This window comes from Ensifer sp. Root31 (assembly GCF_001424825.1).
Taxonomy (GTDB): domain Bacteria; phylum Pseudomonadota; class Alphaproteobacteria; order Rhizobiales; family Rhizobiaceae; genus Ensifer; species Ensifer canadensis.
This window is the reverse complement of the sequence record NZ_LMCO01000008.1, coordinates 108,059-131,388: the sequence shown is the minus strand read 5'-3', so window position 1 is coordinate 131,388 and position 23,330 is coordinate 108,059. Positions and strand designations below refer to the sequence as shown.

Below are 23,330 nucleotides of genomic sequence, written 5' to 3'. Positions count from 1 at the left end.
CGACGCACCTGGCGGGTACTCAAGCCAAGCACATGCGCTGCCGAAACCACTGCCGAAACCACGGCGGTCACTTTCGACAAGACCTCAATCCGCTGCAGGTCACGCTCGCTCATCGCAATCAATCCCATCCGCAATCTCCCAGGTCATCAAAACCCGGGGAGAGTGACATTCTTACTTTGCAGGATCAGGACACTTCAACTTTGCGGCTACAACAACGGATCGCATAAGGTATCTTATGGAACTTCAATGCGCCTTACTGCGGGTCGTTCTGAGTGACCCATCGAGCCAGCTTACGCGCCCCTCCATCTCAAGTATGGATTGGGACGCGCAATCTGTTCCTAGCATTCTGTTGCTGTGGGGAAGCGACTACTGTTGAAGCCCAGGGTAAGCCCAGACACCCGATACACGCATCAGATCCCGGTAGATTACCAACCGTTCGTCAGCGCCCACCTTTGCTGCCTCTTCCTGAGACGGTGCGTCCAGCGCATTCAGTGGCACGACAGTGGTCGGCAAATCGCGTTGCGTCAGGGCATCTTCCATGACCGTACGAGCACGGCGCATATGGCTTGAGCTTGTCACCAAAATTACGGTATCGGCCTGGTGCCGCACTAGGAGATTGGCAGCGTTGACGACATTGCCGATCGTATCTTTTGATTTGTCCTCAATGATGATGCGATCACGGCTTATGCCCTTGTCGACCAGCCACTTAGACATGATGTCGCCCTCGGTGACGCCGTTCTTCGGTACTCCGCCACTCACCATAACGAGCGCTGTGGGATTAGCTTCAGCAGCTTTCAACGTCACTTCGAGGCGGTCAAGCAGAGTTTGCTGGGCCGTGCCGTCGTCCGCCAACGCATATCCGAGCGCGACCACCATCACCTTGCCAGGCAGCGTCGGTACATCGAAGTTTGGCTTTTCTGCCATGATCTGCTCTGCGCGGATAAAACGCTTGCGATACACCTCTGCTTGTTCGCGATCGAGCCCTGCGAGAGCTTGATGAGCGAGCGCCACGTTGGTCTCATCGCCACGAATCCGAGCAATGGCCTCCAACCAGCTTTGGGCGTCAAAGGCCGTCGGATCTTTTTCGAGGATCCCCTGGAATGTCGTCTGCGCCTCGTCCAGTTTTTTCTGAATGATCTGGGTCGATGCGACGGCGTACTGAAAATCCAGTCGCTCAGGAGCTAACGTCGACGCCTCCTTGAAAGCCGCTTCCACGACATCGTATTTGCCGTGCAGGGTGATCCCCTTGAAGACCTCGGCTTCGGCTTTTTTGACGTCGCCGCCCGACCAGTAATATTGCATGCCCGTGTCGACCAACTGCTTGATGCGGTCGGCATTGGCCTGATCAAAGGCACTGACTGGAACGGCCGAAATAAAGCAGGCCGTTGCTGCCAGGACGCCCAGAATGTAGCGTCTCGCCCCACCCTGCGCGCGTGTGGCAGCTGGTGCGACCTTGATCGGTCCCGTCATGACGGCAAAAATGGATCTCAGCTTCATTTAACTCTCCCAGTTTTCCGCTGACCGGCCGAGCCTACTGACGACCGGATCGAAATGTATTTTCCGTGATCACGACCGAACCGTTACATTCATAAGAGGTTCGGTCCATGTAGTAAGACCAAAAACTGACCACTTGTCCAGTCAACGGCCATGATTCCCAAATCACTGGCAGAAGAATCCAGCAATAGGAATTATAATACAATATGATAGGATATGTCTGGATAGACGAATTGGCGGTGTTGGACTGACGGCAATCGTTGATTGGTACTGTATTGGTATCTTCACCTAACAGCCGACCTTTCACCCTAGTCTCGCCGATCACGTAATCAACTCCGTGGCGGACTTGGCCGTGCACCCACAACGCTGGCCGCTTTTCAACTACGAGGCTTTCCAGATCCGAAGCGTAGCAGGCAGACAGTGGATCGCCGCTGAACTCCGGCGCGTTGGATGGAGGAGACGGGACGTGTAATGGATATCGTCGATGGCTCAATGCCGACCACAGACATGAAGAACGTTGGTTACGACCACATTCTGGAGAAGCCAGCCAATCTCAAGTTCTGTGATCAGGTTCGCTCCTAACCCAATCAGTTAGCCGCCCGGTCGATCGCGCAAATAATGTGATCGACCGGCAAGGTCTTTGCCGGCACTTTTGACGGCGTGCTGTGGCGGATTTTGCCCTCATGGGTCTCGGGCTATTCACGATTCTATGCGGCCTGTTCCAGTTCGCGCCGCCGCGTCGACCAGCTTACGTCGACCAAGGTATCGGAAGTGCCTCAATGAGGTATAGATTGGCGTTGCCGCGCTTTCTAATATTCCTGGGCGTGGCTTCCCCGCCAACGCGACGTCGTACGCCTTCGCGACGAGGGCGGCGCCCGCTTGCCGCCAAGCGATCGGCGCCGCCCACCTCTTCAAGGCAGATCTGCAATGTGACTGCAGCCAGAGTTCGCTACGATGGCTGTGAACCTGGCGCTGGGCGTGATCAGCGATGCTGCCGATAACTTAACGTCATCCTCCGGGGAAAGCGGGGTGGCGATGAACGCGGCCATTGGTGCATGCGAGCATATTGAGGCGCATGGATATACCGGGGTCTCCGGAGACGCTACAATCGCGTTTGGGTGCGGGGCGTCGAAAGAGCACAGAGAAGGCTATGCATAAGTTCACCGTCACTATCAACGAAGAGTTCGCGGCTGATACCGCCGAGGAGGCTGCCTTGCTTATGTATCAGGAGCTGACCAATCGGCCGCCGCCTCTGTCCTATTCGGTCACAGATGAGGCAAAGATCACCACTGGCCTCACGCTGGATCGGAAAAAGGCCGACGAGTTTGCCAGTGTCGATCACACCGCCGACCCCGGCAACTGGTGACGGACAGCTCGCCCAAAGGAGAGCAATCGGCGTCCTCATTGAACATTGAATGCGTATCGCTCAATCGACGGTTCACGCAACGCTTGCGAATGCGATGAGTTGGAGCGCTTGACGACGCTATACCCTTGGATCGCTCATACCCCCTGAGTGTGGACGCCTTTCGAAGGCAATCGAAAGATGTGGAAACCGCTGTCGATCGCGTTGTCCTGTCAGGGTCAGGGTGAAATGTTTCGCATGGAGCGCTGAGGCATCTGAGTCGCATCGTCAAGCAAAGGTCCGAGACAGATTTATTGTCAGGCCACAAATCGACCCGGCCGCCTCCTCAACCCGCCGCCGCAAGCATCAGTAAAATATAGGAGGACTGCATATTGGCCGCAGCCACGTTTCACCCGAATGTCATGAGGCCCAACGGCATTTCCTCGCAGATTGCGGCAATTTCTATCTGCAGCCTATCTGCCTTGACCGCGATTTATTATGTCGCACCGGCGCCCAGTTTGCCTTGGAGCGACGCTTCCGTGGAACTCGCGCCTGATACCGACCCTTCAAAAGGCACGGTTGCCCCGAGCCCTCCAAAGTTCGAGATTGTGTTCAGCGACGGCGATCGCGGGCTGATGGTCTATGGCGGATATGTCTATGTCGTCCGACTCGGTGACAAGCTGCCTGATGGTCGCCGGGCGATAGGGTTCGAAAAGCGGGAAGGAAGTTGGTCCGCAATGACACTCTAGGACACGTTTCCGACGTCGCCTTTGTGGATGTTAATGGATTGTTAACGCTCACGGAAGGCGCACGGGCCCTGCCCTCCCCGGTGCCATTGCCTGTCATGGCGAACTGGCGCAACCCTTTCGTTAAGGACTTGTAAACCAGTGTTTTTGGGTGGTGCATGATGATGAACGAAACTTTTTACAATGGCGTGCCGGAGATCGAAACCGGCCCTGTTCCGTTAGAAAGCGCCCCGATTGGCGAACATGCCGTACAGGGCATCCCGCTTGTCATCGAGGTAGTCCTTGGCCGCAGCAGGCTGACTGTGGCCCAGCTTTCCAAGCTGCATCGGGATGATCACATAGATCTCGATACAAATTTTGGAGACCCGGTCGACCTCAAGGTCAATGGCACGGTCATTGGCCGAGGTGAGATCGTTTTCAACGAATCCAAGACCGCCATCGGCGTGAAGATCGTAGAGATTTCTCACGGCAGGCGCCGGTAATTGAAATCGCCCGGTTTCAGCCGTGAAACCAGCCATGCCACAAATGCAATATTCGGTTGTATTTCGAACAAGTATGGCAGGACTGGAACGAACGCCGAATGGGCAAGAGTAGCAGTGTCAGCCCTGTTGTCGTCGGGGACCAGGGTCACGGCCTCACCGAGGCCGCTGCCCATCAAACAGGACTCGAGACGTAGCAAGAGCGCCGCGAGCTTTTCCCACGGCGTCTCGGTTGGCCATTTGTGGACGCCTGGTACCCGATCCTATCGAAGCGGCAAGGCAACCGGGCGGATGGGTGCGGCGTCCGCGCCACGGAACTTCAAGGACGCGCCGACAAATGCGAACTCATAGATGCGATCCCTCGACAACCCTTCGAGATTGACGAGTTCGATGATCGGCGCGCCCTGCTGGGCGAGCAGATAGGTGTGCACCGGAACGTAATTGTTCTCAGTTTCGGCAGGAAACGCCTCGAAGCTGAGGTTGTCGGCACCCACCACGATGGCGCCGCCATCCTCGACCAGGAACTTCGCAGCATCGATGCTCAGCCCCGGAGGGTTGTTCATGTAGGCCGATGCGTTCTCGTAATGCTGCATGCGCCCGGTGCGGATGAGCACGACATCGCCCTGCTTCAGTTTCACGCCTTGGCGGTCGAGCGTCTGCTGCAGATCCTTGCGCGTCACCCGATAGTTGTCCGGCAGCATCTGCATGCCCTTGGCTGCAGCGACATCGACCATGACCCCGCGCGCAATGATCGGCGGCAGCTTCTCGGCGCCTGTGACAGTCCAGCCCTGGTCGCCAAGGTATTCGGTGGCGGCATAACCGTTCCAGATCTTGCCGTTCAAGCCAAAATGATTGAGTGCATCGATATGTGTGCCCATGTGTGCATACATCGACACGGCCGAGCCTGTGTAGCTGACATGCTCGTTCATCTCCTTGCCGACTTTCATCGGGTCGGAAACGGCGGTGCCATGCGGCGTGTGGGTCATCCACATCTGGTATGGCGGATCGCCCGCCGCCTCCCAGCTTGGCATGCCGATGAAATACTCCACCGCTAGATCGTAGGACCTGCCTCCATCAATCCGCGAGAGGATCGCAGCGCGGGATTCCGGCGTGATCAGATTGAGGCGCCCGATCTCATCCTTTGGCCCCCAGGGGCTCTTGCCGACCTCTTGTGCGAGAGCCGCATTGCCAACGAGGCCGGCGATGAGGGAGGCAGCCAAGGCGCGGCTGAGAACTTTCGTATCGAACATGATGAACTCCTTCTTCTCGCTTTCCCTGAAATCGGGAAGCTGGGTCCATCTTATTGCTAGCCCAAGCGCGAATAATCGGCGACAATTAGAAAACATAATTTACTCAGGAGAAAATATGGATCTGTTGGCCGCCATGCGCTCGTTCCGTCGCGTCATCGAGTTGCAGAGCTTCAGCAAGGCGGCCGAAGAGCAGCAACAATCGAATGCGTCGATCAGCAAGCAAATCCGGCAGCTCGAGGCGCGGCTCGGCACAGTGCTGATCGTGCGCACAACGCGCCGCATGAGCCTCTCGGAAAGCGGGCGCAGCTATTTCACCGAATGTTGCAGGCTGCTCGACGAGCTCGACGATCTCGAGCGGAAGACATCCGGGGAAACCGGCGAAATCAATGGCCGGCTCCGGATCAATGCTCCCCTGTCTTTCGGACTGACCGTTCTCGCACCGATGCTTGCCCGCTTCATGATGCTTCACCCGCAATTGAAGGTGGATATGACGCTCGATGACCACGTGCTCGACGTCGTCTCCGAGGGCTTCGACGTTTCCATCCGCGTGCGCGCGACGCTTACGGATTCATCTTTGATTGCCAGGCGGCTTGGTGAAGTCGAGCAATTCATCTGTGCAGCGCCTGCCTATATCTCGGCAAATGGCACCCCGACCGAGGTCAACGATCTCAAGCATCATCATTGCCTCGCCTACCGGCTTGCCGACCAACCGGGGAGCTGGGTGCTGGAAGGTCCCGATGGGACGACAAGCATCGAATTGCCCGCGCGTTTCGTCGCGGACAATAGTCTGATGTTGTGTCAGATGATCCAATCCGGCATCGGCATCGGTGCCTTGCCGTCCTTCATCGCCAACCCGCCGCTTGACGGCGGCAAGCTCGTGCGGATTTTGCCGCAGCAAAAACTTGCCCGGCGCAGCATCTACGCGGTCTACCCGACCAACCGCCTTCTGCAGTCGAAAGTGAAGGTTTTTACCGAATTTCTAGCCGGCGAGCTACGGAAAGCCGGTTTCTAGACCAGGCTTTTAGCTGACGCGCAAAGTGATCAGTATCGGCCCCTTACGACCTCCTACCATCGCCATCTCTAAAACTGGACGCCATGGCGCGCGGTGCAGCCAGTGCCTCACACCGGCGATCACGCAATTTTGCAATGCCGGGCCTCGCCTCCGCCGCGCTTAGACCGATAATGAGCGGAAACGAACCGGAAAACCGCCGATGCGCAATGCGATACTCAGGGCCGCACAAACCCCGATCCTGCTGGCGTTCATATCCGTGAGCGCCTTTGCGACCGACGTGCCTCGGTCGGGCGATCCGGTCTTCGACCGCGTCATCACGTTGGTGAATTCGGAGTTTCACGACGAAAATGCGCTCGATCGCTTCAACGCCGCGGCAAAAAAAGAAATCGAAAGCGCGGCACCCGCGCTGTCCACGACGGGTTCCACGGCCCGCGTCGATGCGGCTATCGAAACGGCGCTGGCCAGCCTGCAAGCCTCCCACAATGGCCGTTTCAAATCGGACACGATTGCGTACTTCGAGTTGAGCGACATCTTCCGCTTCGCTATCCGTGATGACCTGCGTCGGTTGTTTCCGCCCGATGGAGAAGTGAGCTACGCCGGCATCGGCATGGTCACGCAGTTAGGCGATGCCCGGTTCGTGACCGATGTCTATGATGGTTCTCCGGCAGCAAAGGCCGGGATCGTCATGGGCGACGAGATCCTTGCCGTCGATGGTAAGCCCTATCGCGAGATCGCCTCCTTTCAAGGCAAGGTCGGGCAATCGGTTGACATCCGTCTCCGCCGCAGGGCCGATGCGGCGCCGATAGGCGTCAAGGTTGCTGTCGAACGGCTGCGTCCGCTCCCAACATTCGAAAAGGCGATCGAAAACAGCGTCGCAGTGAGCGAACGGGACGGGCAAAAGATCGGCTATGTGAGGTTCTGGACCCTCTCGACGCGCGATGGGCTTGATATCGTGGAGCGCGAGCTTTCGACCGGTCGCCTGAGCAATGTCGACGGGGTGATCGTCGACCTCCGCGGGCGTTGGGGCGGTGGCGCTGCGGACGCCGCCGAACTGTTCGTCGGCGACACGCCGTCGTTCCGATTGATCCCGCGGCGCGGAAAGGACACGCTGGCAAATGTTCGCTGGCGCGGGCCGGTGGTGGCGCTGGTCGATGAGGGCACGCGCAGCGGGCTCGAGCTTTTCGCCTACGCGCTGAAGATCAATGGCATTCCGCTTGTGGGCGAGCGAACCGCTGGCGCGCTGTTGGCTGGCCGCGCCTATACATTGCCCGACAACAGCCTCCTTGAAATTGCCGTTTCCGATGCGGTCATCGACGACAATGTTCGGCTGGAAGGAAACGGGATCGCCCCGGACATTCGCGTCGCCCTGCCCCTCGCCTATGCCGCCGGCCGAGATCCGCAACGGGAAGCCGCAGTCTCGGAGATGCTTCGGCTTCTCGCCGACGGCACCTCGGACCGCATCGTCACGCCACGTCAACCGTCGCTGACGCGGTGACAACGAACGTGACACCCTGGGGTTTGCGGGCCATTCAGGCAGCTGCGCTCGCCCGGACGATTTCCCGGCCAAGCCGGACGACCTCGTCGACGAGCAACTTCAAGTCCTGGCGTCTGGTGCGGTGATTGTTGATCGCGACCCTCAGACAGTGTTCTCCATGCACGGTCGTGTCTGAAAGCCCCGCCGTGGTCCTCGTCCGCCTTTATCTTCGTGTTCCCGTGACAATCGTCGCAGTAGAACGTAACTCGACCTTGTTGCCGCGCATGGACTGACGCGCCAAATCAAGAACCTCATTTTTGATCGCCTCATGCGTCGCGGCGTCCGCCTGAGCCAGCCCCGCGACCACGGGCGCCGCTATTTCGGTCATGAAGGTCCAATACCGTTCGGGAGACTCGTGCACCATCATAGTTGAGATCTCCCGCTCATCGACATCTTGCAAACCTGCGTCGGCGAATGCCGCCGACATCATGCCCGCGGCTGCGCAACGAAACAGGCCGGGCGCGCCGGGCATCGGCGCGGGCAAAGTCACGTGCCGCGCGATCGTTGCCATTATTGTCGTCGCCCAGGGATTTTTTTCAGGCCCGCTCCAAACAGCAGCACAAACACGCGCGACAGGTTTCGCGACACGACTGAATTGTCGCGCCGCCGCGCCGACATCCGGGAAAAACATGAACCCGAACCGGCATAGTACTGCGTCGAAGGATTTATCGGCAAAAGGCAGACTGCCGGCGTCGCATATCTCGGTCGTGAAATTGCTGAGACCGCGATGTCGGGCATTCTCGGCGGCCACCTGGAGCATGCGCTCGGACAGGTCTGTTACCGTCACTCGACCATTCGGGACCAAAGCGGCAGCCGTTAACCCCGGTTCGCCGGTGCCAGCCGCGACATCGAGAACATGGTCACCATCCCTAAGCTTGGCCTGGTGGATCATTGCATCGCCGAACGGAGCGAGCCAGCCCAGAACCAGTTCGTCCCATTTCTGCCAGCCGGTTGAAAACCGGTCCCAGATATCCTTCTGCTGCTCACGGATGTGGTCGAGATTGTTGGACATGCACGTTCCTCCCGTGGATGCGCTCTCGTGTCTCATCGATCGGAACTATGAACCCTCTTTATATGGATACAATCAGTTTCATGCCTTTTGGGGCGCGTGCCGCACTGTCGTCCAGCCTCTTGTTGAATTGAGTTTTGCAGCCCGAATGCTGTTGCTTGGGCAACAGGGGCCACCCAAATTGCCTTCTGCTGATTTGGATAACGACAATCTGCGCTAGGGAGACCGGGCTCGGCAGGCTATATTTCCCCTGTGGAGATCGTGACGGAGAGATTCGCATCGATGCCGAACCCAACAAACGGCAAGAACAATGGTCGGGTAGAGGCCAACGACGAACAACCCCTTAGCGCCCAGTTACGGATGATGCATGCAGCCTTCATGGCTTCGCCACTCCGAAACCGGATCATCTGGCTCGCCCTTGGTATCCTGACCGTCATCGTCACCACTGCCTTCGGTCAGATCATCCTCAATCGATGGTACAAGCCGTTCTACGACACGCTGGAAAGACGTGACCTCCCGGCCTTCCTGCACCAGCTCGTTGTCTTCGCCCAGATCGCCGGAGCTTTGCTCGTTCTCAATGTTCTGCAGACATGGCTCGGCCAGCTTGTTCGGCTGAAGCTCCGCGAAGGCCTGACACTCGATCTCATCCACGAATGGATGAAGCCGGCGCGCGCGTTCCGGCTGGCCAATGCAGGCGCCATCGGCATCAATCCAGACCAGCGCATACACGAGGATGCACGCCATCTGTCAGATCTCTCCGCCGGGCTGACGATTGGGCTGATCCAATCCGGCATCCTGCTCGCCGGCTTCATCGGCGTGCTCTGGTCGCTGTCGGACGGCTTCGTCTTTCACATCTCGGGCATGGCCATCAACATCCCCGGTTACATGGTCTGGGCTGCCATTCTCTACGCGGGCACGGCGTCATGGCTGAGCTGGCTCGTCGGGCGGCCATTGGTCAAGCTCAACGGCGAACACTATGCACGCGAGGCGTCGCTGCGCTTCTCGCTGATGCGCATCAACGAACACATCGAGGCGGTCTCGCTGTCATCGGGCGAGACGAACGAGAAACGCCGGTTGCAGGCGGATCTGGCGTCCGTTCTGGAGATCAGCCAGAGCCTGCTGCTCGCCGTTACGCGGCTGACCTGGGTGACGGCCGGTTATGGCTGGATCACTGTTGTCGCACCGATCGTCATCGCCTCGCCGGTCTATTTTGCCGGCGATCTCAGCTTCGGCGGCCTGATGATGGCCGTGGGCGCCTTCAACCAGGTGCACGCATCGCTGCGCTGGTTCGTCGACAACATCGGTGCCATTGCCGACTGGCGCGCGACATTGATGCGCGTCGCCGCGTTCCGCTCAGCCCTGCTCGTCGTCGACGACCGGCATGAAGGCGACAAGCGCATCGAGTTCGTTACGGCTGATGGACCGCAGATGATGTTCGATCATATCGAGATTGTCTCGGCCGCCGGCTGCATCAAGCTTTCGGAGCCCAATGTCACCATCAATCCTGGTGAACGCGTGCTTGTCACCGGTGCGGCGGAGGTGGAAAAAGCGCCCTTCTTCCGCGCCATTGCAGGTCTCTGGCCCTGGGGGCATGGCCGCATCTCGCTGCCGATCGATGATGGCCTCGCCTTCGTTCCCCGCTCGCCGTATTTTGCGCCGGGCACGCTGGAAGAGGTGCTTGCCTACCCGAAGACGCCAGACAGCTTCAAGAACGGCGAACTTAGCGGCGTGCTTTCCAAGGTCGGCCTTGGCCGCCTCGCCGATCGTCTCGACCAGGACATGCGCAAGAAGCTCAATCTGAGCGAGGTCGAGATGCGTCTTCTGGCGATCGCCCGCCTTGGTCTGCACAAACCGCGGTGGCTGATCATCGACGAGGCGTTGGATACACTGGAAGACGATGCCTATCGCAAGGTGATGACGTTCCTCGACCAGGAAATGGGCAAGGCGGCAATCGTCAACATCGGGCGCAGGGAACGCGCCAACGGCTTCTTCACCCGCGTGCTGGAACTCGAAAAGGACGCCGCCGGCGGTTCGTTGCGTCTGATCCGTCCGAAGAGCCTGCGCCCCACCAATCCACAACTTGTCGATTGACAGCGCTCGCGCTGAAGGCGGGAGCGATTCCGGTAGGGGGCGAAACCCTAAGCGCCATGGCGACGCTCACACGACGGGGATATGGCCGGTTTCGCCACACAACAGTCGTTGGAAAAGCACCTTTCAGACGGCAGAGTGCAACCCTTTGCTGCCCCTCAGTCGTACCGTCCTGTACGTCGGGATCGCGCCCACGGCCTTTTCTCATGGGGTCGGGATCTCCGTTGAAGCCCCCCAAAAAAACGTCGCAAAATCGCCAGCCTGGTTGCCCGTCCACCTTAGATGCCTCCTGGAACTTAGATGTTCCTTGAGATCACTGCATTTTTTCCTCACAGGCTGGGCACTGGCACATCGGACGTTCGTCCTATATCTTTCATTCACCGGTTGCAGGCCACCGCGCCGGCGCCAATTGGAGCCATCCGAGCCGCGTTCGATTCCATAACCCGCAGGGACGATAAGTATGCCGACACGTGCCACACTGAAAGAACCGCGCGCTGAAGGGAGACGTAAAGACTCCCGGCTCGAAACATTGCTGTTCCGTCTGGAGGCTCAGCACATCTGCCTCGAATGGGCCTTCCGAGAAATAGCCGACCGTCCGGGCATTGTGTTCGAGATGGGGCTGGGTCACGGTCGTACCTACGACCACTTGCGCATCCATCTCCCGGAGCGCGAGATCTATGTTCTGGATCGCGAGATCGACTGTTTCGCCGACTGCACGCCGCCAGAGAACTATTTGCTGCTTGGCGACATCGAGGATACGCTTGGTGCCGCTGCCACCCGCTTTGACAGACAGGTCATCCTGGCGCATGCGGATATGGGTTCATATGTCAACGCGAACAATATTGCGACAAGCGCCAAACTGAGCCGATGCCTCCCGGCAGTCCTTGCGCCGCATGCCATCGTCCTGTCCGATTTGCCGCTCGAACTGGCGGGGACGCGTTCGCTACCGCTTCCGCCGGGCGCGCGCAAAGACAAGTATTTTCTCTACGTCAATGGACCGTGGTGATCCGCTGGCGTGCCGCTACGGGAAAACGTTGACTGCGCCGGCCGCAACGAGGACGAGAGTCAGGAGCGAGATCGCGCTTTTGTCCTCCTGACCGCCGAATATCTTTGGCCCGTGGGGCAAAAGCGTGGCCCTCACCGACCCAAGGCGGCACATTAAATTGCTAACGCATCCCATTGATTAAAAAGAAACAGCGCCTCCTCGGAAGGCGCTGTTTCGGTAGGACAATGTTGCCACGGATCTTAGCGCGCGCGCAATTTCATGTGACGGTTGACGTCCTTGTAGAGCAGATAGCGGAACTTGCCGGGGCCGCCGGCGTAGCAGGCCTGCGGGCAGAATGCGCGAAGCCACATATAGTCGCCGGCTTCGACCTCGACCCAATCCTGGTTAAGCCGGTAGACGGCCTTGCCCTCAAGCACGTAGAGGCCATGCTCCATCACGTGGGTTTCGGCAAAGGGAATGATCGCGCCCGGCTCGAAGGTCACGATGGTCATGTGCATGTCGTGCCGCAGATCGGTCGGGTCGACGAAACGCGTCGTTGCCCACTTGCCTTCAGTGCCGGGCATGGCGGACGGTGTGATGTCAGCCTCGTTGGTGAAGAAGGCTTCGGGAGCAGGAAGGCCGTCGACGTATTCATAGGCCTTGCGGACCCAATGGAAGCGAACGGGCGATTCGCTTCTGTTATGCGCCGCCCAGTTGCTGGCCGGCGGAATGAAAGCAAAGCCGCCGGGCTGCATGCGGTGCTCCTTGCCATCGAGCGTGACGGTCAGTTCTCCCTCGACGACGAACAGCGCACCCTCAGCGCCCTCGTCGAGTTCCGGCCGGTCGCTGCCGCCGCCTGGAGCGATTTCCATGATGTACTGCGAAAATGTTTCAGCAAAACCGGACAAAGGTCGCGACAATATCCACAGGCGGGTTTTGTCCCAGAACGGTAGATAGCTGGTGACGATGTCCATCATCACGCCCTTCGGAATCACCGCATAGGCTTCGGTGAAGACCGCACGGTCGGTCAGGAGCTGCGTTTGTTCCGGAGCGCCGCCATGGGGCGCATAGTAATTACGACCAGTCATTTCCGTCCTTCAGTTCTCAAAACAGGCACCGCCTCCTCACAAGAGCGGTGCGGTTGGGTTGTTGCCAATAGAATGTCAAAGCAGTGCTGCGCGCAGGTCGCGCGGCTGATCCTTCTCTTCGTCGAGATCCAGTTCCGCCTCGACGTGATGCAGATGTTCGGCCATCTCACGGATCGCCGTGTCCACATCCCTCGCCGCGATGCGGTCGACGACCGCCATATGCTCGTCCGGCCCGCAATTGTGCAGGTGTTTCGAACGGTACATGGCGGTGATCAACGATGTGCGCGAAACCAGGTCGCGCAGGATGCCGAAAAGGAAGGCAGAGCCGGAGAGCTCCGCCAAAAGCAGGTGGAATCCGCCGGAAAGACGAACGATTGCAGAGAGATCGCCTGCCCTACCCGCAACCCGTTCCTCGTCGATATGGGAGCGCATACGCTCGATGTCTTCCACCGTCGCCCGCTCGCACAAGCGCTCGACCACCCGCTGCTCGATCGCCCTTCTCGTCACGAAGACGTCGCGCGCCTCATCCACCGACGGCTCGGATACGAAGGCGCCCCGGTTCGGCATGATCGTAACCAGCCCATCCCGTTCGAGCGCGGTCAGCGCCTGGCGGATACGGGCGCGACTGACGGAGAAAATCTCGGCAAGCTGCTCTTCCTTGAGGCGGGTGCCTGGGCGCAGGCGCCGCTCCGCAATGGCAAGCCAGATCTTCTCACAAATGATAGCCGTCGGCGCTCCGGCGGTCTCGTCCGCATTGTACATGAAATCTCCCATAGCCGTTCGCATACTCTCGTCGGCCAGCGTTCAAAGTCAATTCCACTCACTGCAGTTTGATATTGACTACAAAATTGTAGACAATATTGTGTACCGTAACTTGATATGCTGTGGCAACCACTTAAACGACGGCCATCGACCGGTGTGACAACCGACCGCGCTGACCTGAGAGCTCATTGATGGACTTTGACTTCACCGAACTGCCAAACAACTACATCACCTCCGATCGTCAGTTCGAGATGCGGACACCCGACATCGCGTCCTTTGCCGCCCTCAAAACGAAAATGAACTGATCCATGCGCATCCTTCTCGTCAACCCGAACTCCACTGCCTCGATGACCGAACAGGCGCACCGCAGCGCCGAGCGGGTTGCAGCCGCCCCGACGCTGGTCGAGTCCGTCAACCCGACCACAAGTCCCGCCAGCATCGAGGGCCATGCGGACGAAGCCATGGCGGTGCCGGCGATGCTTGCCGAAATCCGCGCCGGAGAGGAGCGCGGGGTCGATGCCTATGTCATTGCCTGCTTCGACGACCCCGGCCTTGGCGCTGCACGTGAGATCGCCCGCGGACCGGTCATCGGCATCTGCCAGGCCGCCATCCAGGTGGCGATGAACATCGCCACGCGCTTCTCCATCATCACGACATTGCCTCGCTCTGTGCCGATCATCGAGGACCTGGTCGACGCCTATGGTGCGGGCCACCGCTGTCGCAAGGTGCGCTCTGTCGACATGCCGGTGCTGGCGCTGGAGGAAGACCTCGCCCACACGGAGGAAATGCTCGTACAGGAAATCCTGCGCGCCAAGCATGAGGATGGCGCTGAGGCGATCATTCTCGGCTGTGCGGGAATGTCGGAACTGTGCGACCGGCTTAAGCTTAGAACGGGCATGCCGGTGATTGACGGCGTGACCGCTGCAATCAAGCTCGCCGAAGCACTGGTTGGCGCGGGTTATGCCACCTCCAAGGTGGGCGCCTATGACTATCCGCGGGTTAAGTCTGCGGCCGTCACCCACCTTGTGGATACGGTAGCTTAGCAAACAGCTGCAACCGACTGAAAACAAAAAGCTCCGGAGGCAACTACCTCCGGAGCTTTTCATTCTGTGATGACGCTTGGGCTAGGCTGCCTGCGTCGGCTTTGCCATTGACGCGACAGCTTCCTCGACGCGGTGGCATGCCGCGCGGGAACCATCGGCAAAGCTTCTCATTGCCGGACGTTCGCTCTTGCAGCGGGCATCAGCCAGCGGACAACGCGGGTGAAAGGTGCAGCCCGACGGCGGATTGAGCGGGCTCGGCACTTCACTGGCCGTGATGCTGCGCTGGCGCTTCGGTTCGGCGATATCGGGGATCGTTTCCAGCAGCAGCCGCGTATAGGGATGGCGCGGATTGGCGAAAAGCGTTTCCGTGTCCGCCTCCTCGACGATGCGGCCGAGATACATCACTGCAATCCGGTCCGACATATGGCGGACGACGCTCATGTCGTGGCTGATGAAGAGATAGGTGAGCCCCATCTCATCCTGCAGTTTGCGCATCAGATTGAGGATCTGCGCCTGTACCGATACGTCGAGTGCCGAGGTCGGTTCGTCGCAGACAAGGAATTCCGGCTCACCGGCAAGCGCACGCGCAATCGAAATGCGCTGTCGCTGGCCGCCGGAAAACTCGTGCGGAAACTTCGAACCATCAGAAGGCGCAAGTCCGACGATGCGCAGCAATTCGCCGACGCGCTCCATCACCTCTGCTTCCGAATTGCGCAGCTTCAGCTCGCGCAGCGGCTCGGCGATGATGTTTTTCACCCGCCAGCGCGGATTGAGGCTGGCGAAAGGATCCTGAAAGATCATCTGGGCGGAAAGGGGCTCGCCGGAGCGACCCGGCGCAAAACGAACCTCACCCTCCGTGGCGCGATAGAGGCCGGTGACAAGCCGGGCGACGGTCGACTTGCCGCAGCCGGATTCTCCCACGAGACTAAGGCAGCCGCCCATCGGCACGGAAAAGCTGATGTCGTCCACCGCGCGCACGAACTGGCGCGGCTTGCGCTCCAGGACCCGGTTCAGCCAGGGGGCCGACACATCGAAATTGCACGTCAGATCATTGACGGTCAGGGCGTCACTCATAGAACTCCTCCTGCATTGAGCCAGCAAGCACTGACGCCCAGGCCGACCGGGGTCGGCTCCGGGCGATCTTCACGGCAACGCGGTCCTGCCTCGGGACAACGCGGATTGAAGGCGCATCCACGCGGGATGGCGTTCAGGCGTGGCATCGAGCCGTCGATCTGGTTCAGCCGCTCGACACGGCGCCCAAGTGCCGGGATCGAACCCATCAGCCCGCGCGTATAGGGATGGCGCGCATTGCGCAGCACTTCTTCCACGGGCCCGATCTCGACCAGACGACCGGCATACATCACAGCGACCCGATCGGCTGTCTCGGCAATCACGCCCATATCGTGCGTCACCAGCATCACGGATGTGCCGTGGTCGTCGCAGAGACGACGCAGCAGAGAGGTGATCTGCGCCTGGATCGAAACATCCAGCGCCGTCGTCGGTTCGTCGGCGATGATCAGCTTCGGCTCCGCCGCAAGCGCAAGCGCAATGACCACACGCTGCCGCATGCCGCCCGAGAACTGGTGCGGATAGTGATCGAAACGTGCCTCAGGTGCTGGAATACCCACTTCCTTCAGGAGGTGGATAGCCCGTTCCTTGGCACCCTGCTTCGATAGCTTCAGGTGAAGGCGGATCGTCTCGACCAGTTGCGCGCCGACGGTAAAGAGCGGGTTGAGCGATGTCAGCGGATCCTGGAAGATCGCGCCGATCTGTCGGCCGCGCACGCCCTGCATTTCCCTGTCGGAAAGCTGGTCGATGCGGCGACCCGAAAGCCAGACCTCACCGCCGGATATCCGTCCCGGCGGTTCGAGCAGACCCTGGACGGCAAGGCCGGTCATCGACTTGCCGGCGCCGGATTCGCCGACCACACCCAGGATCTCGCCCGGCCGTATGCTGAGCGAGACGTCGGACAATGCCGCCACGGTGCCGTGCCGTCCGGGAAACTCGACGCAAAGTCCGCGCACGTCGAGAACCGGCGAAGTTACGAGCTCACTCATGCCGCAGGTCCTCCATGGGATAGCTGGGTGGGAAGATTTCGCTGACGGGTGGATGCGCCCAGCTGCGTTCGGGGTATTTGGCGATCAGCCCGTCAAACTGCTTTTGTGCCTGCCGGCGTGCCGCATCCATGTCGATGCCGGCGACCTTGCCTTCGTGCATGGAGAGGCGGCCATCGACAAAGACCGTCTTGGTGACACGCCCGGAGCCACCGACAACCAGCGTCGTGATCGGGTCGATCGCCGGTGCCATGTGGTGATCCATCAGGTCGAAGACCGCGATGTCAGCCCGGGCGCCTGGCTCGAGCCGCCCGAGATCGCTGCGTCCCAATGCCTTTGCTCCACCCAAAGTGGCGGCGTCGAAGAGATCGGCGCAGCTGACGGCTGCGGTGTCGCCCTCGACGACGCGGCAGGTGATGAGGCCGACCAGAAGGTTCATCAGCATGTCGGGCGGCGTCGTGTCCGTACCCATGGCGATGTTGATGCCGCGCTCCTTGACCGAGCGGAAGGAGTTGAGCGTGCTGCCGCCGCGTGCCGAGACCATTGGGCAATGGACGATGCTGACGCCGTTGTCGGCATAGAGCTTGAGATCGTTGGCCGTTGCCTGCGTGGCATGCGGGGCGATCAACCGCGAACTCAGGAAGCCGAGGCTCGCCATCCACTCCGGCGCCGTCTTGCCGTGAAGACGACGGACCGTATCGACCTCCATCGTGCCCTGTGCGGCGTGCAGCCGGATCGAGCAATCGAGATCGCGCGCGGCATCCGCCGTTCTCCTCAGCAGCGCCTCGGTGCAGGTCTCGACGCGATCAGGGGCCAGAAGTCCATGAACCAGACCGCCATGACGGCCATCATGCTCACGGATGAAACCGATGGCGTCGTTGAGACCCTGAAGGCCCCTCGCCTCGTCGAAGACTGCCTCGAGCTGTCCCGGCGCTTCCAGAACCATGCCGCCCGATCGGTAGGCTGGGCTCAGATAGACGCGCAGGCCGAGATCGCCGGCGGCATCCGAGGCGGCTGCAAACTCCTCGACCGTTTCGCCCCACTCCCGATAGAACAGCGACGCGATCGGTGCCGCGGTGGTGATGCCGTTGAGCAAAAGCTGAGCGAAGGAGAAGCGTTTCTGAAATGCCAGTTCCTCCTGCGTATACATTTCATAAGGCCCGCGCTCGACGTAGGAGCGCGGCCAGACCCGGCCCTTGGCCCAGCCTGGCTGATGGTCGATGGAAAGGATCGTCGTGTCGAGATCCGAGAGGGCATCGAGATCGATCAGGCCGGGGCTGATCATCGCCGCGCCGAAATCCACGCTACGTGCGACCTCGCCCTCGAAGTGCGGCCCGACATAAAGCAGGCTGCCGCCTTCGATGACCACGTCGCCGTTCGGGATGAGGCGGTGACTGCCGTCGCGGTGGCCGAGAACCCATTGCGCCGTCAGCAACGTACGGCCTTCGGCGCGCGCGCCGAGTTTCAAATCCTTGAGGTCGATCATGGGATGGCTACCTCCGCGACACCGTTACGGGCAACGACACGGCCGCGCTTGACGACCACCGGACGTGGTGCGACTTCGACGACTGCATGGGCAAGCGTTTCGCCGACGAGCAGGGTAAAATCGGCATTGCAGCCGACTTCGAGGCCGTAGCCGGCAATGTCCATGACGTCAGCACCGCCGGTCGAGCAGACATGAAGCGCATGCTCCAGGTCGACGTCGCGGCGCAGGCCGTTCTTCATGCCGAGGATGCGAACGCGGTCCATCATATCCGGCTGGCCCCAGGGGCCCCAGGTGTCGCGAATGCCATCGCAACCGGCGGCCACCTTCACGCCAGCCTCCTTGAGGCGCAGAAGCGACGGAACCGTCGAGGACGGCGAGCCCGTCGTGACGATGCGCACATCGAGCTCGGCGATCTGCTCGAGCAGGCCGGCGACCCGCAGGTAATCCGGAGCGCCCAGCGCAAAGGCGTGGCTGATCGCAACCTTTCCCTGCATGCCAAGCGCGCGAATGCGTTCGAACGTCATTTCCATGCTGAAAGCGCCGAGTTCACCGGCTTCATGCAGATGAATATCGATCGGCTTGCCATGTTTTTCCGCAAGGCCGAAGACGGCATCGAGATGCCCCTTCGGGTCATGGTCGATGCCACAAGGGTCAATTCCGCCAAGGACTTCCGCGCCATTGTTCAGAGCCTGGTCGAGAAGTTCAACCGTGCCCGGGCGGGTCACCAGGCCCGACTGCGGAAAGGCGACAATCTCAATGTCGATGATGCCGTCGAGCGCCTCGCGCGTTTCGATGATGCCTTCCATCAGGCGCAGGCCATGGGTTGTGTCGATATCGACATGGCTGCGGATATGGCTGGCGCCGTTCGCCGCCAGCAGGATCGCCTGGCGCATGGACTGGCGATGCGGATCGATGCCGATCTCAAGCCGCTTCTCGCGTTCGAAATCGATGCGTCCGCGTAACGTTGCGACCTTGGCGTTTTCATGCCAGGGCATGCCCCAGACCGACTTGTCGAGATGGGTATGGGCTTCGACCAGGCCGGGAATGGCGATGTGGCCACGGCCATCCTCGATCGCCAAGCCATCGGCCTGAAGGTTCTGGCCGATCGCTTCGATCTTGCCGTTGCGGATCAGGATATCCGTCGGCGCCCCGCCGTGGGGACGGACGTTACGGATCAAAAGGTTGGACATCATTCACCTCAGTTTCGGATTGAGTGCGTCGCGCAGCCAGTCACCAAGAAGGTTGACCGAGACGACAAGTAGGCAAAGCTGCAGCACCGGGAAGAGGACGACCCACCAGACACCGGAGAACAGGAACTGGTTGCCAAGTCGGATGAGCGTTCCGAGGCTGGGCTGGCTCGGCGGCATGCCGATGCCGAGGAAAGAGAGCGTCGCTTCCGTGAGGATCGCCATGCCGAAGTTCAGCGTGGCTGCAACCATGATCGGCGTCAGCGTGTTGGGCAGGATATGGTTGAGCATGATCCGCCGCGCCGGCGTCTTCAGGAGGCGGGCTGCCTGGACATATTCCTTTCCGCGCTCGACGATCGTCTGAGCGCGGACGGTTCGGGCATATTGAACCCAGGCGCTGAGCGTGATTGCCAGCACGAGAACAGCTGCCGATCCGACGTCGCGCAGCTCCGGCGGCAGCATCTGGCGGGCAACGGCACTAACGAGAATGGCGATCAGGATCGTCGGGATCGAGAGCAGAACATCGCCGATGCGCATCAGGATGTTGTCGACAACGCCGCCGAAATAGCCGGCAATGAGACCGAGGCTGAGGCCGACCGTCAGCGACAGGATCACCGAGCAGACCCCGATCAGGATCGAAATGCGAGAGCCGTAGAGAATAGCCGAAAGCATGTCGCGGCCCTGGGTGTCAGTGCCGAGAATGAAGGGCCATTGGCCATCAGCCTGCCAGATCGGCGGCAGCTCCGAGTTCCAGAGATCGAGCTGCGCCGGATCGAACGGGTTCTGCGGCGCGATCAACGGCGCGGCAAAAGCCGCGGCGATGAGCACGAGCAGGATCAGCGCGCCGGCGATTGCCGACGGACTGCGGGTGAAGGACCACCAGAGATCGCTCTGACGCCAGCGCGCGAGCCGGCCGATCTTGGCTGTCGAGGTTGTTTCCTGAGCCTGGTCAGTCATGGGGCGGCCTCAGCGTGTGGCATCGCGAAGACGGGGATCGATGACCGCATAGGCGATATCGACAAGCGTGTTCAGCGTGACGAAGATGAAGGAGACGATGCACAGGTAGCCTGCCATCACCGGGATATCGAGGAAGGTCACCGCCTGAATGAACAGCATGCCCATTCCCGGCCACTGGAACACGGTTTCAGTGATCAGCGCGAAGGCGATCAGCGAGCCGACGTTCATCGCAGTCATGGTGACAACAGGCATCAGACAGTTGCGAAGCGCATGGCGGAAATTGATGCGCCACCGCGGCACGCCGCGGGCACGGGCAAACTTCACGAAATCAGAACGCAGCACTTCCATCATCTCGGCGCGCACGAGCCGCATGACGAGCGTGATCTGGTAGAGGGCAAGCGCAAAGGACGGCAGAAGCAGGGACGCACGCCCGGATGCGGTCAAGAGGCCCGTGCTCCACCAGCCGATCTGGACGACGTCGCCGCGGCCGAAGGCCGGCACTACGCCGAGCGAAACGGCAAAGACAAGGATCAGCAGGATGCCAACGACAAAGCTCGGCAGGGAAACGCCGATAATGCTGACGAATTGCAAGCCTTCAGAATACCAGCGGCCTCGATGGATCGCCGTCAGCACGCCGAGCGGAATGCCGACCAGCAGCGACAGGACCGTGGCGACCAGAGCCAGTTCGATGGTCGCCGGGAACCGTTCGGCGATCAGCGTCATCACGTCCTGACCGTTTCGGTAGCTGATGCCGAAATCGCCCTGGGCCGCGTTGACGACGAAGCGCACATACTGGGTCAGGAACGGATCATTCAGGCCGAGCTTTTCGCGCAGTTCGAGCCGATCGGCCTGCGACATCTGTTCGTTGGCCATCAGTTCGACCGGGTCGCCGGCGAAACGAAAGATCATGAAGGCCATCAGCGCGACGGCGAGCATGACCATCACGGCATTAGCCAGCCGCTTGATCAGAAAGACAATCATTGGGTTTCCCGCTCAATGAGAAACCCCGACAGAGCAGGCTCTGCCGGGGCAATGTGGACTCAATCGCCGATACGGGTCAGCCAGTGGCGCGGCTTGTTGTCGGCGCGGATGGTGACGTCGGTCACTTCCTTCGACATCGCCCATGCCATCGGCTGCTGATGCAAGGGGATCATGATGACCTGATCCTTGGCAAACTTCAGCGCTTCGGTCTCGATCGCCAATCGCTTGTCGCGATCCATTTCGACGGCGGCCTTCTTCACCATGGCGTCGAGTTCGGGATAGGACCAGCCGCCATAGTTGGCGACGCCGGCAGCACCTTCGCGGGTCGAAAGCACCTGGATCAGGATCGAGTAGGCATCGAGCGTCGGCTCGTTGGCCCAGCCGATCATAAAGGCATCGGACTTGCCGCCGGCGCGCTTCGGCGCCTGCACGGCGCGCGGACCAATGTCGAGCGTCGGCTTGAGCCCGACACGCGACAGCATCGACACGAGCGCACTGCAGACGTCTTCTTCGTTGACGCTTTCGTCGTTCATGCAGACAAGCGTGAACTCGGTGCCGACGGCGCCTGCTTCTTCCAGGAGCTTCTTAGACAGTTCCGGATCATAGGTGGTCGGCACATCCAGTTCGGCGCTGTAGCCCGGGATCTCAGGCGCAACCATGGTACCGGCCACATGCGACTTGCCGCGCATGACGCGCTTGAAGATCAGCTGACGGTCGATCGCATGATCGATCGCCTGGCGGACCTTGATGTCATTGAAGAAGTTTTCGCGGCCGTCGTTGAGCTTGTCCTTGCGGTTGAAGACCAGGTGGATCGTGCGCAGGTCGGAGCGCTCGACGACCTTGATGTTCGGATCGCTCTTCAGCCGGTCGAGATCCTGCACGGGCGCACCGTCGGTCAGGTCGATCTCGCCCGACAGGAGGGCCGCGACGCGAGTAGCAGCCGACGTGATCGGGGTGAATTCGATGCGGTCGAGATTGTGCTTCGGGGTATCCCACCAGCCGTTATTCTTGACGAGCACGGTCTTGCTGTCAGGCACGCGCGACTCAACGATGAACGGCCCGGTGCCGTTGGTGTGATAGGTGGTGTAACCCTCGACCTTGCCGCCGACATCGGTCGGCAATTCGGAGTTGTTCTCGATCAGCCAGTCCTTGTCGAACATGAAGATGTTGGTCATGTCGTTCAGGAACAGCGGGCTTGGCGAATTCACCTCGATATCGACCGTGTAGTCGTCCACCTTCGTGGTGGAGACATAGGCCGGAATGTTGCCACGCAGCGGCGACGTCGGGTGGCTGACGCGAGCCATCGAGGCCATTACGTCGTCGGCGTTGAAATCCGCGCCGTTCTGGAACTTCACACCCTTGCGCAGGTGGAAACGCCAAACCTTTTCGGAGACCAACTCCCACTTGGTGGCGAGTGCCGGCTCAACGACGAAATCTGGCGTGTAGCGCGTCAGTCCCTCATAGACGTGATTGAGGAAGGCGAGGTTCGACGTGCTGCCGTAGGAATACGGGTCGAGCGAGAAGATATCCCGCGGGCTGCCCCAGCGCAGCGTTTCGGCCTGTGCCGTCGAGGCGAGAAAGGCGAATGCCAACCCCGCAAGGAGATGCTTTCTCAGTTTCATGTGGTTCCCTCTGTTTTTCCCATTCGTCGCCGTGCCGTGCCGACCCGGTCGGTCCGCGATCCCTCGATCACTGGATGGCTGACAGCGCTAGATTTGAAGTTGTTGGCGCTAATGTCAACTATTTTGTCGACAATTATGTTGGCAAAATTAGCGATTCCGGTTTTACGGAGAAAAACCGTGCGAATTCAGCGACTTTGAAGCGGCGGCTACT

The 23,330-nt window shown here is 60.2% G+C and carries 20 protein-coding genes; 8 read left to right on the top strand and 12 right to left on the bottom strand.

Annotated elements, in window-relative coordinates:
- Window positions 1–366: 366 nt before the first annotated feature.
- Complete coding sequence (locus ASD00_RS10215) at window positions 367–1,497, bottom strand: YdcF family protein (protein WP_234907938.1); 1,131 nt, start codon at window positions 1,495–1,497, stop codon at window positions 367–369.
- Between the two features lie 1,147 nt (window positions 1,498–2,644).
- Between ASD00_RS10215 and ASD00_RS10205 the strand changes: the two genes are divergently transcribed.
- The 3 genes from ASD00_RS10205 (at window position 2,645) to ASD00_RS38610 (ending at window position 4,064) form a co-directional block, all read left to right on the top strand.
- A complete protein-coding gene (locus ASD00_RS10205; protein ID WP_057206426.1) occupies window positions 2,645–2,860 on the top strand; it encodes a hypothetical protein in 216 nt (71 codons plus the stop codon).
- Window positions 2,861–3,228: 368 nt separating this feature from the next.
- Window positions 3,229–3,585: a hypothetical protein gene (locus ASD00_RS10200; protein ID WP_057206424.1), complete on the top strand. Its 357-nt coding sequence runs from the start codon at window positions 3,229–3,231 to the stop codon at window positions 3,583–3,585.
- A 158-nt stretch (window positions 3,586–3,743) separates the two neighbouring features.
- Complete coding sequence (locus ASD00_RS38610; protein ID WP_158071707.1) at window positions 3,744–4,064, top strand: FliM/FliN family flagellar motor switch protein; 321 nt, start codon at window positions 3,744–3,746, stop codon at window positions 4,062–4,064.
- 260 nt (window positions 4,065–4,324) lie between these two features.
- On the opposite strand, the gene ASD00_RS10185 is transcribed toward ASD00_RS38610, so the two are convergent.
- Complete coding sequence (locus ASD00_RS10185) at window positions 4,325–5,311, bottom strand: cyclase family protein (protein ID WP_082523517.1); 987 nt, start codon at window positions 5,309–5,311, stop codon at window positions 4,325–4,327.
- Between the two features lie 115 nt (window positions 5,312–5,426).
- On the opposite strand from ASD00_RS10185, the gene ASD00_RS10180 reads away from it, so the two are divergent.
- Both ASD00_RS10180 and ASD00_RS10175 read left to right on the top strand, forming a co-directional pair.
- Window positions 5,427–6,323, top strand: a complete 897-nt coding sequence (locus ASD00_RS10180) for a LysR family transcriptional regulator (RefSeq protein WP_057206417.1) — start codon at window positions 5,427–5,429, stop codon at window positions 6,321–6,323.
- 199 nt (window positions 6,324–6,522) lie between these two features.
- Complete coding sequence (locus ASD00_RS10175; protein WP_057206415.1) at window positions 6,523–7,818, top strand: S41 family peptidase; 1,296 nt, start codon at window positions 6,523–6,525, stop codon at window positions 7,816–7,818.
- A 202-nt stretch (window positions 7,819–8,020) separates the two neighbouring features.
- Here ASD00_RS10175 and ASD00_RS10170 read toward each other — a convergent pair whose 3' ends face one another.
- Window positions 8,021–8,869 carry a methyltransferase domain-containing protein gene (locus ASD00_RS10170; RefSeq protein WP_057206413.1) on the bottom strand — a complete coding sequence of 283 codons (849 nt, stop codon included), beginning with the start codon at window positions 8,867–8,869 and terminating at the stop codon, window positions 8,021–8,023.
- A gap of 279 nt (window positions 8,870–9,148) precedes the next feature.
- Between ASD00_RS10170 and ASD00_RS10165 the strand changes: the two genes are divergently transcribed.
- On the top strand, window positions 9,149–10,957 hold the full coding sequence (locus ASD00_RS10165; RefSeq protein WP_038578250.1) for an ABC transporter ATP-binding protein/permease: 1,809 nt from the start codon (window positions 9,149–9,151) through the stop codon (window positions 10,955–10,957).
- A 457-nt stretch (window positions 10,958–11,414) separates the two neighbouring features.
- On the top strand, window positions 11,415–11,960 hold the full coding sequence (locus ASD00_RS10160; protein WP_063963247.1) for a class I SAM-dependent methyltransferase: 546 nt from the start codon (window positions 11,415–11,417) through the stop codon (window positions 11,958–11,960).
- 239 nt (window positions 11,961–12,199) lie between these two features.
- Here ASD00_RS10160 and ASD00_RS10155 read toward each other — a convergent pair whose 3' ends face one another.
- Both ASD00_RS10155 and ASD00_RS10150 read right to left on the bottom strand, forming a co-directional pair.
- The gene (locus ASD00_RS10155) at window positions 12,200–13,027 is read right to left on the bottom strand and encodes a bifunctional allantoicase/(S)-ureidoglycine aminohydrolase (RefSeq protein ID WP_057206409.1); all 828 of its coding nucleotides are present in this window, start codon (window positions 13,025–13,027) and stop codon (window positions 12,200–12,202) included.
- 75 nt (window positions 13,028–13,102) lie between these two features.
- Window positions 13,103–13,789, bottom strand: a complete 687-nt coding sequence (locus ASD00_RS10150) for a GntR family transcriptional regulator (protein WP_025428819.1) — start codon at window positions 13,787–13,789, stop codon at window positions 13,103–13,105.
- A gap of 308 nt (window positions 13,790–14,097) precedes the next feature.
- On the opposite strand from ASD00_RS10150, the gene ASD00_RS10145 reads away from it, so the two are divergent.
- Window positions 14,098–14,832 carry an aspartate/glutamate racemase family protein gene (locus tag ASD00_RS10145; protein WP_057206407.1) on the top strand — a complete coding sequence of 245 codons (735 nt, stop codon included), beginning with the start codon at window positions 14,098–14,100 and terminating at the stop codon, window positions 14,830–14,832.
- Window positions 14,833–14,913: 81 nt separating this feature from the next.
- On the opposite strand, the gene ASD00_RS10140 is transcribed toward ASD00_RS10145, so the two are convergent.
- The 7 genes from ASD00_RS10140 to ASD00_RS10110 are packed head-to-tail and all read right to left on the bottom strand — an operon-like array spanning window position 14,914 to window position 23,119.
- Window positions 14,914–15,906 carry an ABC transporter ATP-binding protein gene (locus tag ASD00_RS10140; RefSeq protein WP_057206406.1) on the bottom strand — a complete coding sequence of 331 codons (993 nt, stop codon included), beginning with the start codon at window positions 15,904–15,906 and terminating at the stop codon, window positions 14,914–14,916.
- Window positions 15,903–16,889 carry an ABC transporter ATP-binding protein gene (locus ASD00_RS10135; RefSeq protein ID WP_025428822.1) on the bottom strand — a complete coding sequence of 329 codons (987 nt, stop codon included), beginning with the start codon at window positions 16,887–16,889 and terminating at the stop codon, window positions 15,903–15,905. The genes ASD00_RS10140 and ASD00_RS10135 overlap by 4 nt, the downstream gene beginning before the upstream one ends.
- Window positions 16,882–18,372 carry an amidohydrolase family protein gene (locus ASD00_RS10130; RefSeq protein ID WP_057206404.1) on the bottom strand — a complete coding sequence of 497 codons (1,491 nt, stop codon included), beginning with the start codon at window positions 18,370–18,372 and terminating at the stop codon, window positions 16,882–16,884. The genes ASD00_RS10135 and ASD00_RS10130 overlap by 8 nt, the downstream gene beginning before the upstream one ends.
- Window positions 18,369–19,562, bottom strand: a complete 1,194-nt coding sequence (locus ASD00_RS10125; RefSeq protein WP_057206455.1) for an amidohydrolase family protein — start codon at window positions 19,560–19,562, stop codon at window positions 18,369–18,371. The genes ASD00_RS10130 and ASD00_RS10125 overlap by 4 nt, the downstream gene beginning before the upstream one ends.
- A gap of 3 nt (window positions 19,563–19,565) precedes the next feature.
- Complete coding sequence (locus ASD00_RS10120; protein ID WP_025428825.1) at window positions 19,566–20,516, bottom strand: ABC transporter permease; 951 nt, start codon at window positions 20,514–20,516, stop codon at window positions 19,566–19,568.
- A 9-nt stretch (window positions 20,517–20,525) separates the two neighbouring features.
- The gene (locus tag ASD00_RS10115; protein ID WP_025428826.1) at window positions 20,526–21,497 is read right to left on the bottom strand and encodes an ABC transporter permease; all 972 of its coding nucleotides are present in this window, start codon (window positions 21,495–21,497) and stop codon (window positions 20,526–20,528) included.
- 59 nt (window positions 21,498–21,556) lie between these two features.
- Complete coding sequence (locus ASD00_RS10110) at window positions 21,557–23,119, bottom strand: ABC transporter substrate-binding protein (protein WP_057206402.1); 1,563 nt, start codon at window positions 23,117–23,119, stop codon at window positions 21,557–21,559.
- Window positions 23,120–23,330 lie beyond the last annotated feature (211 nt).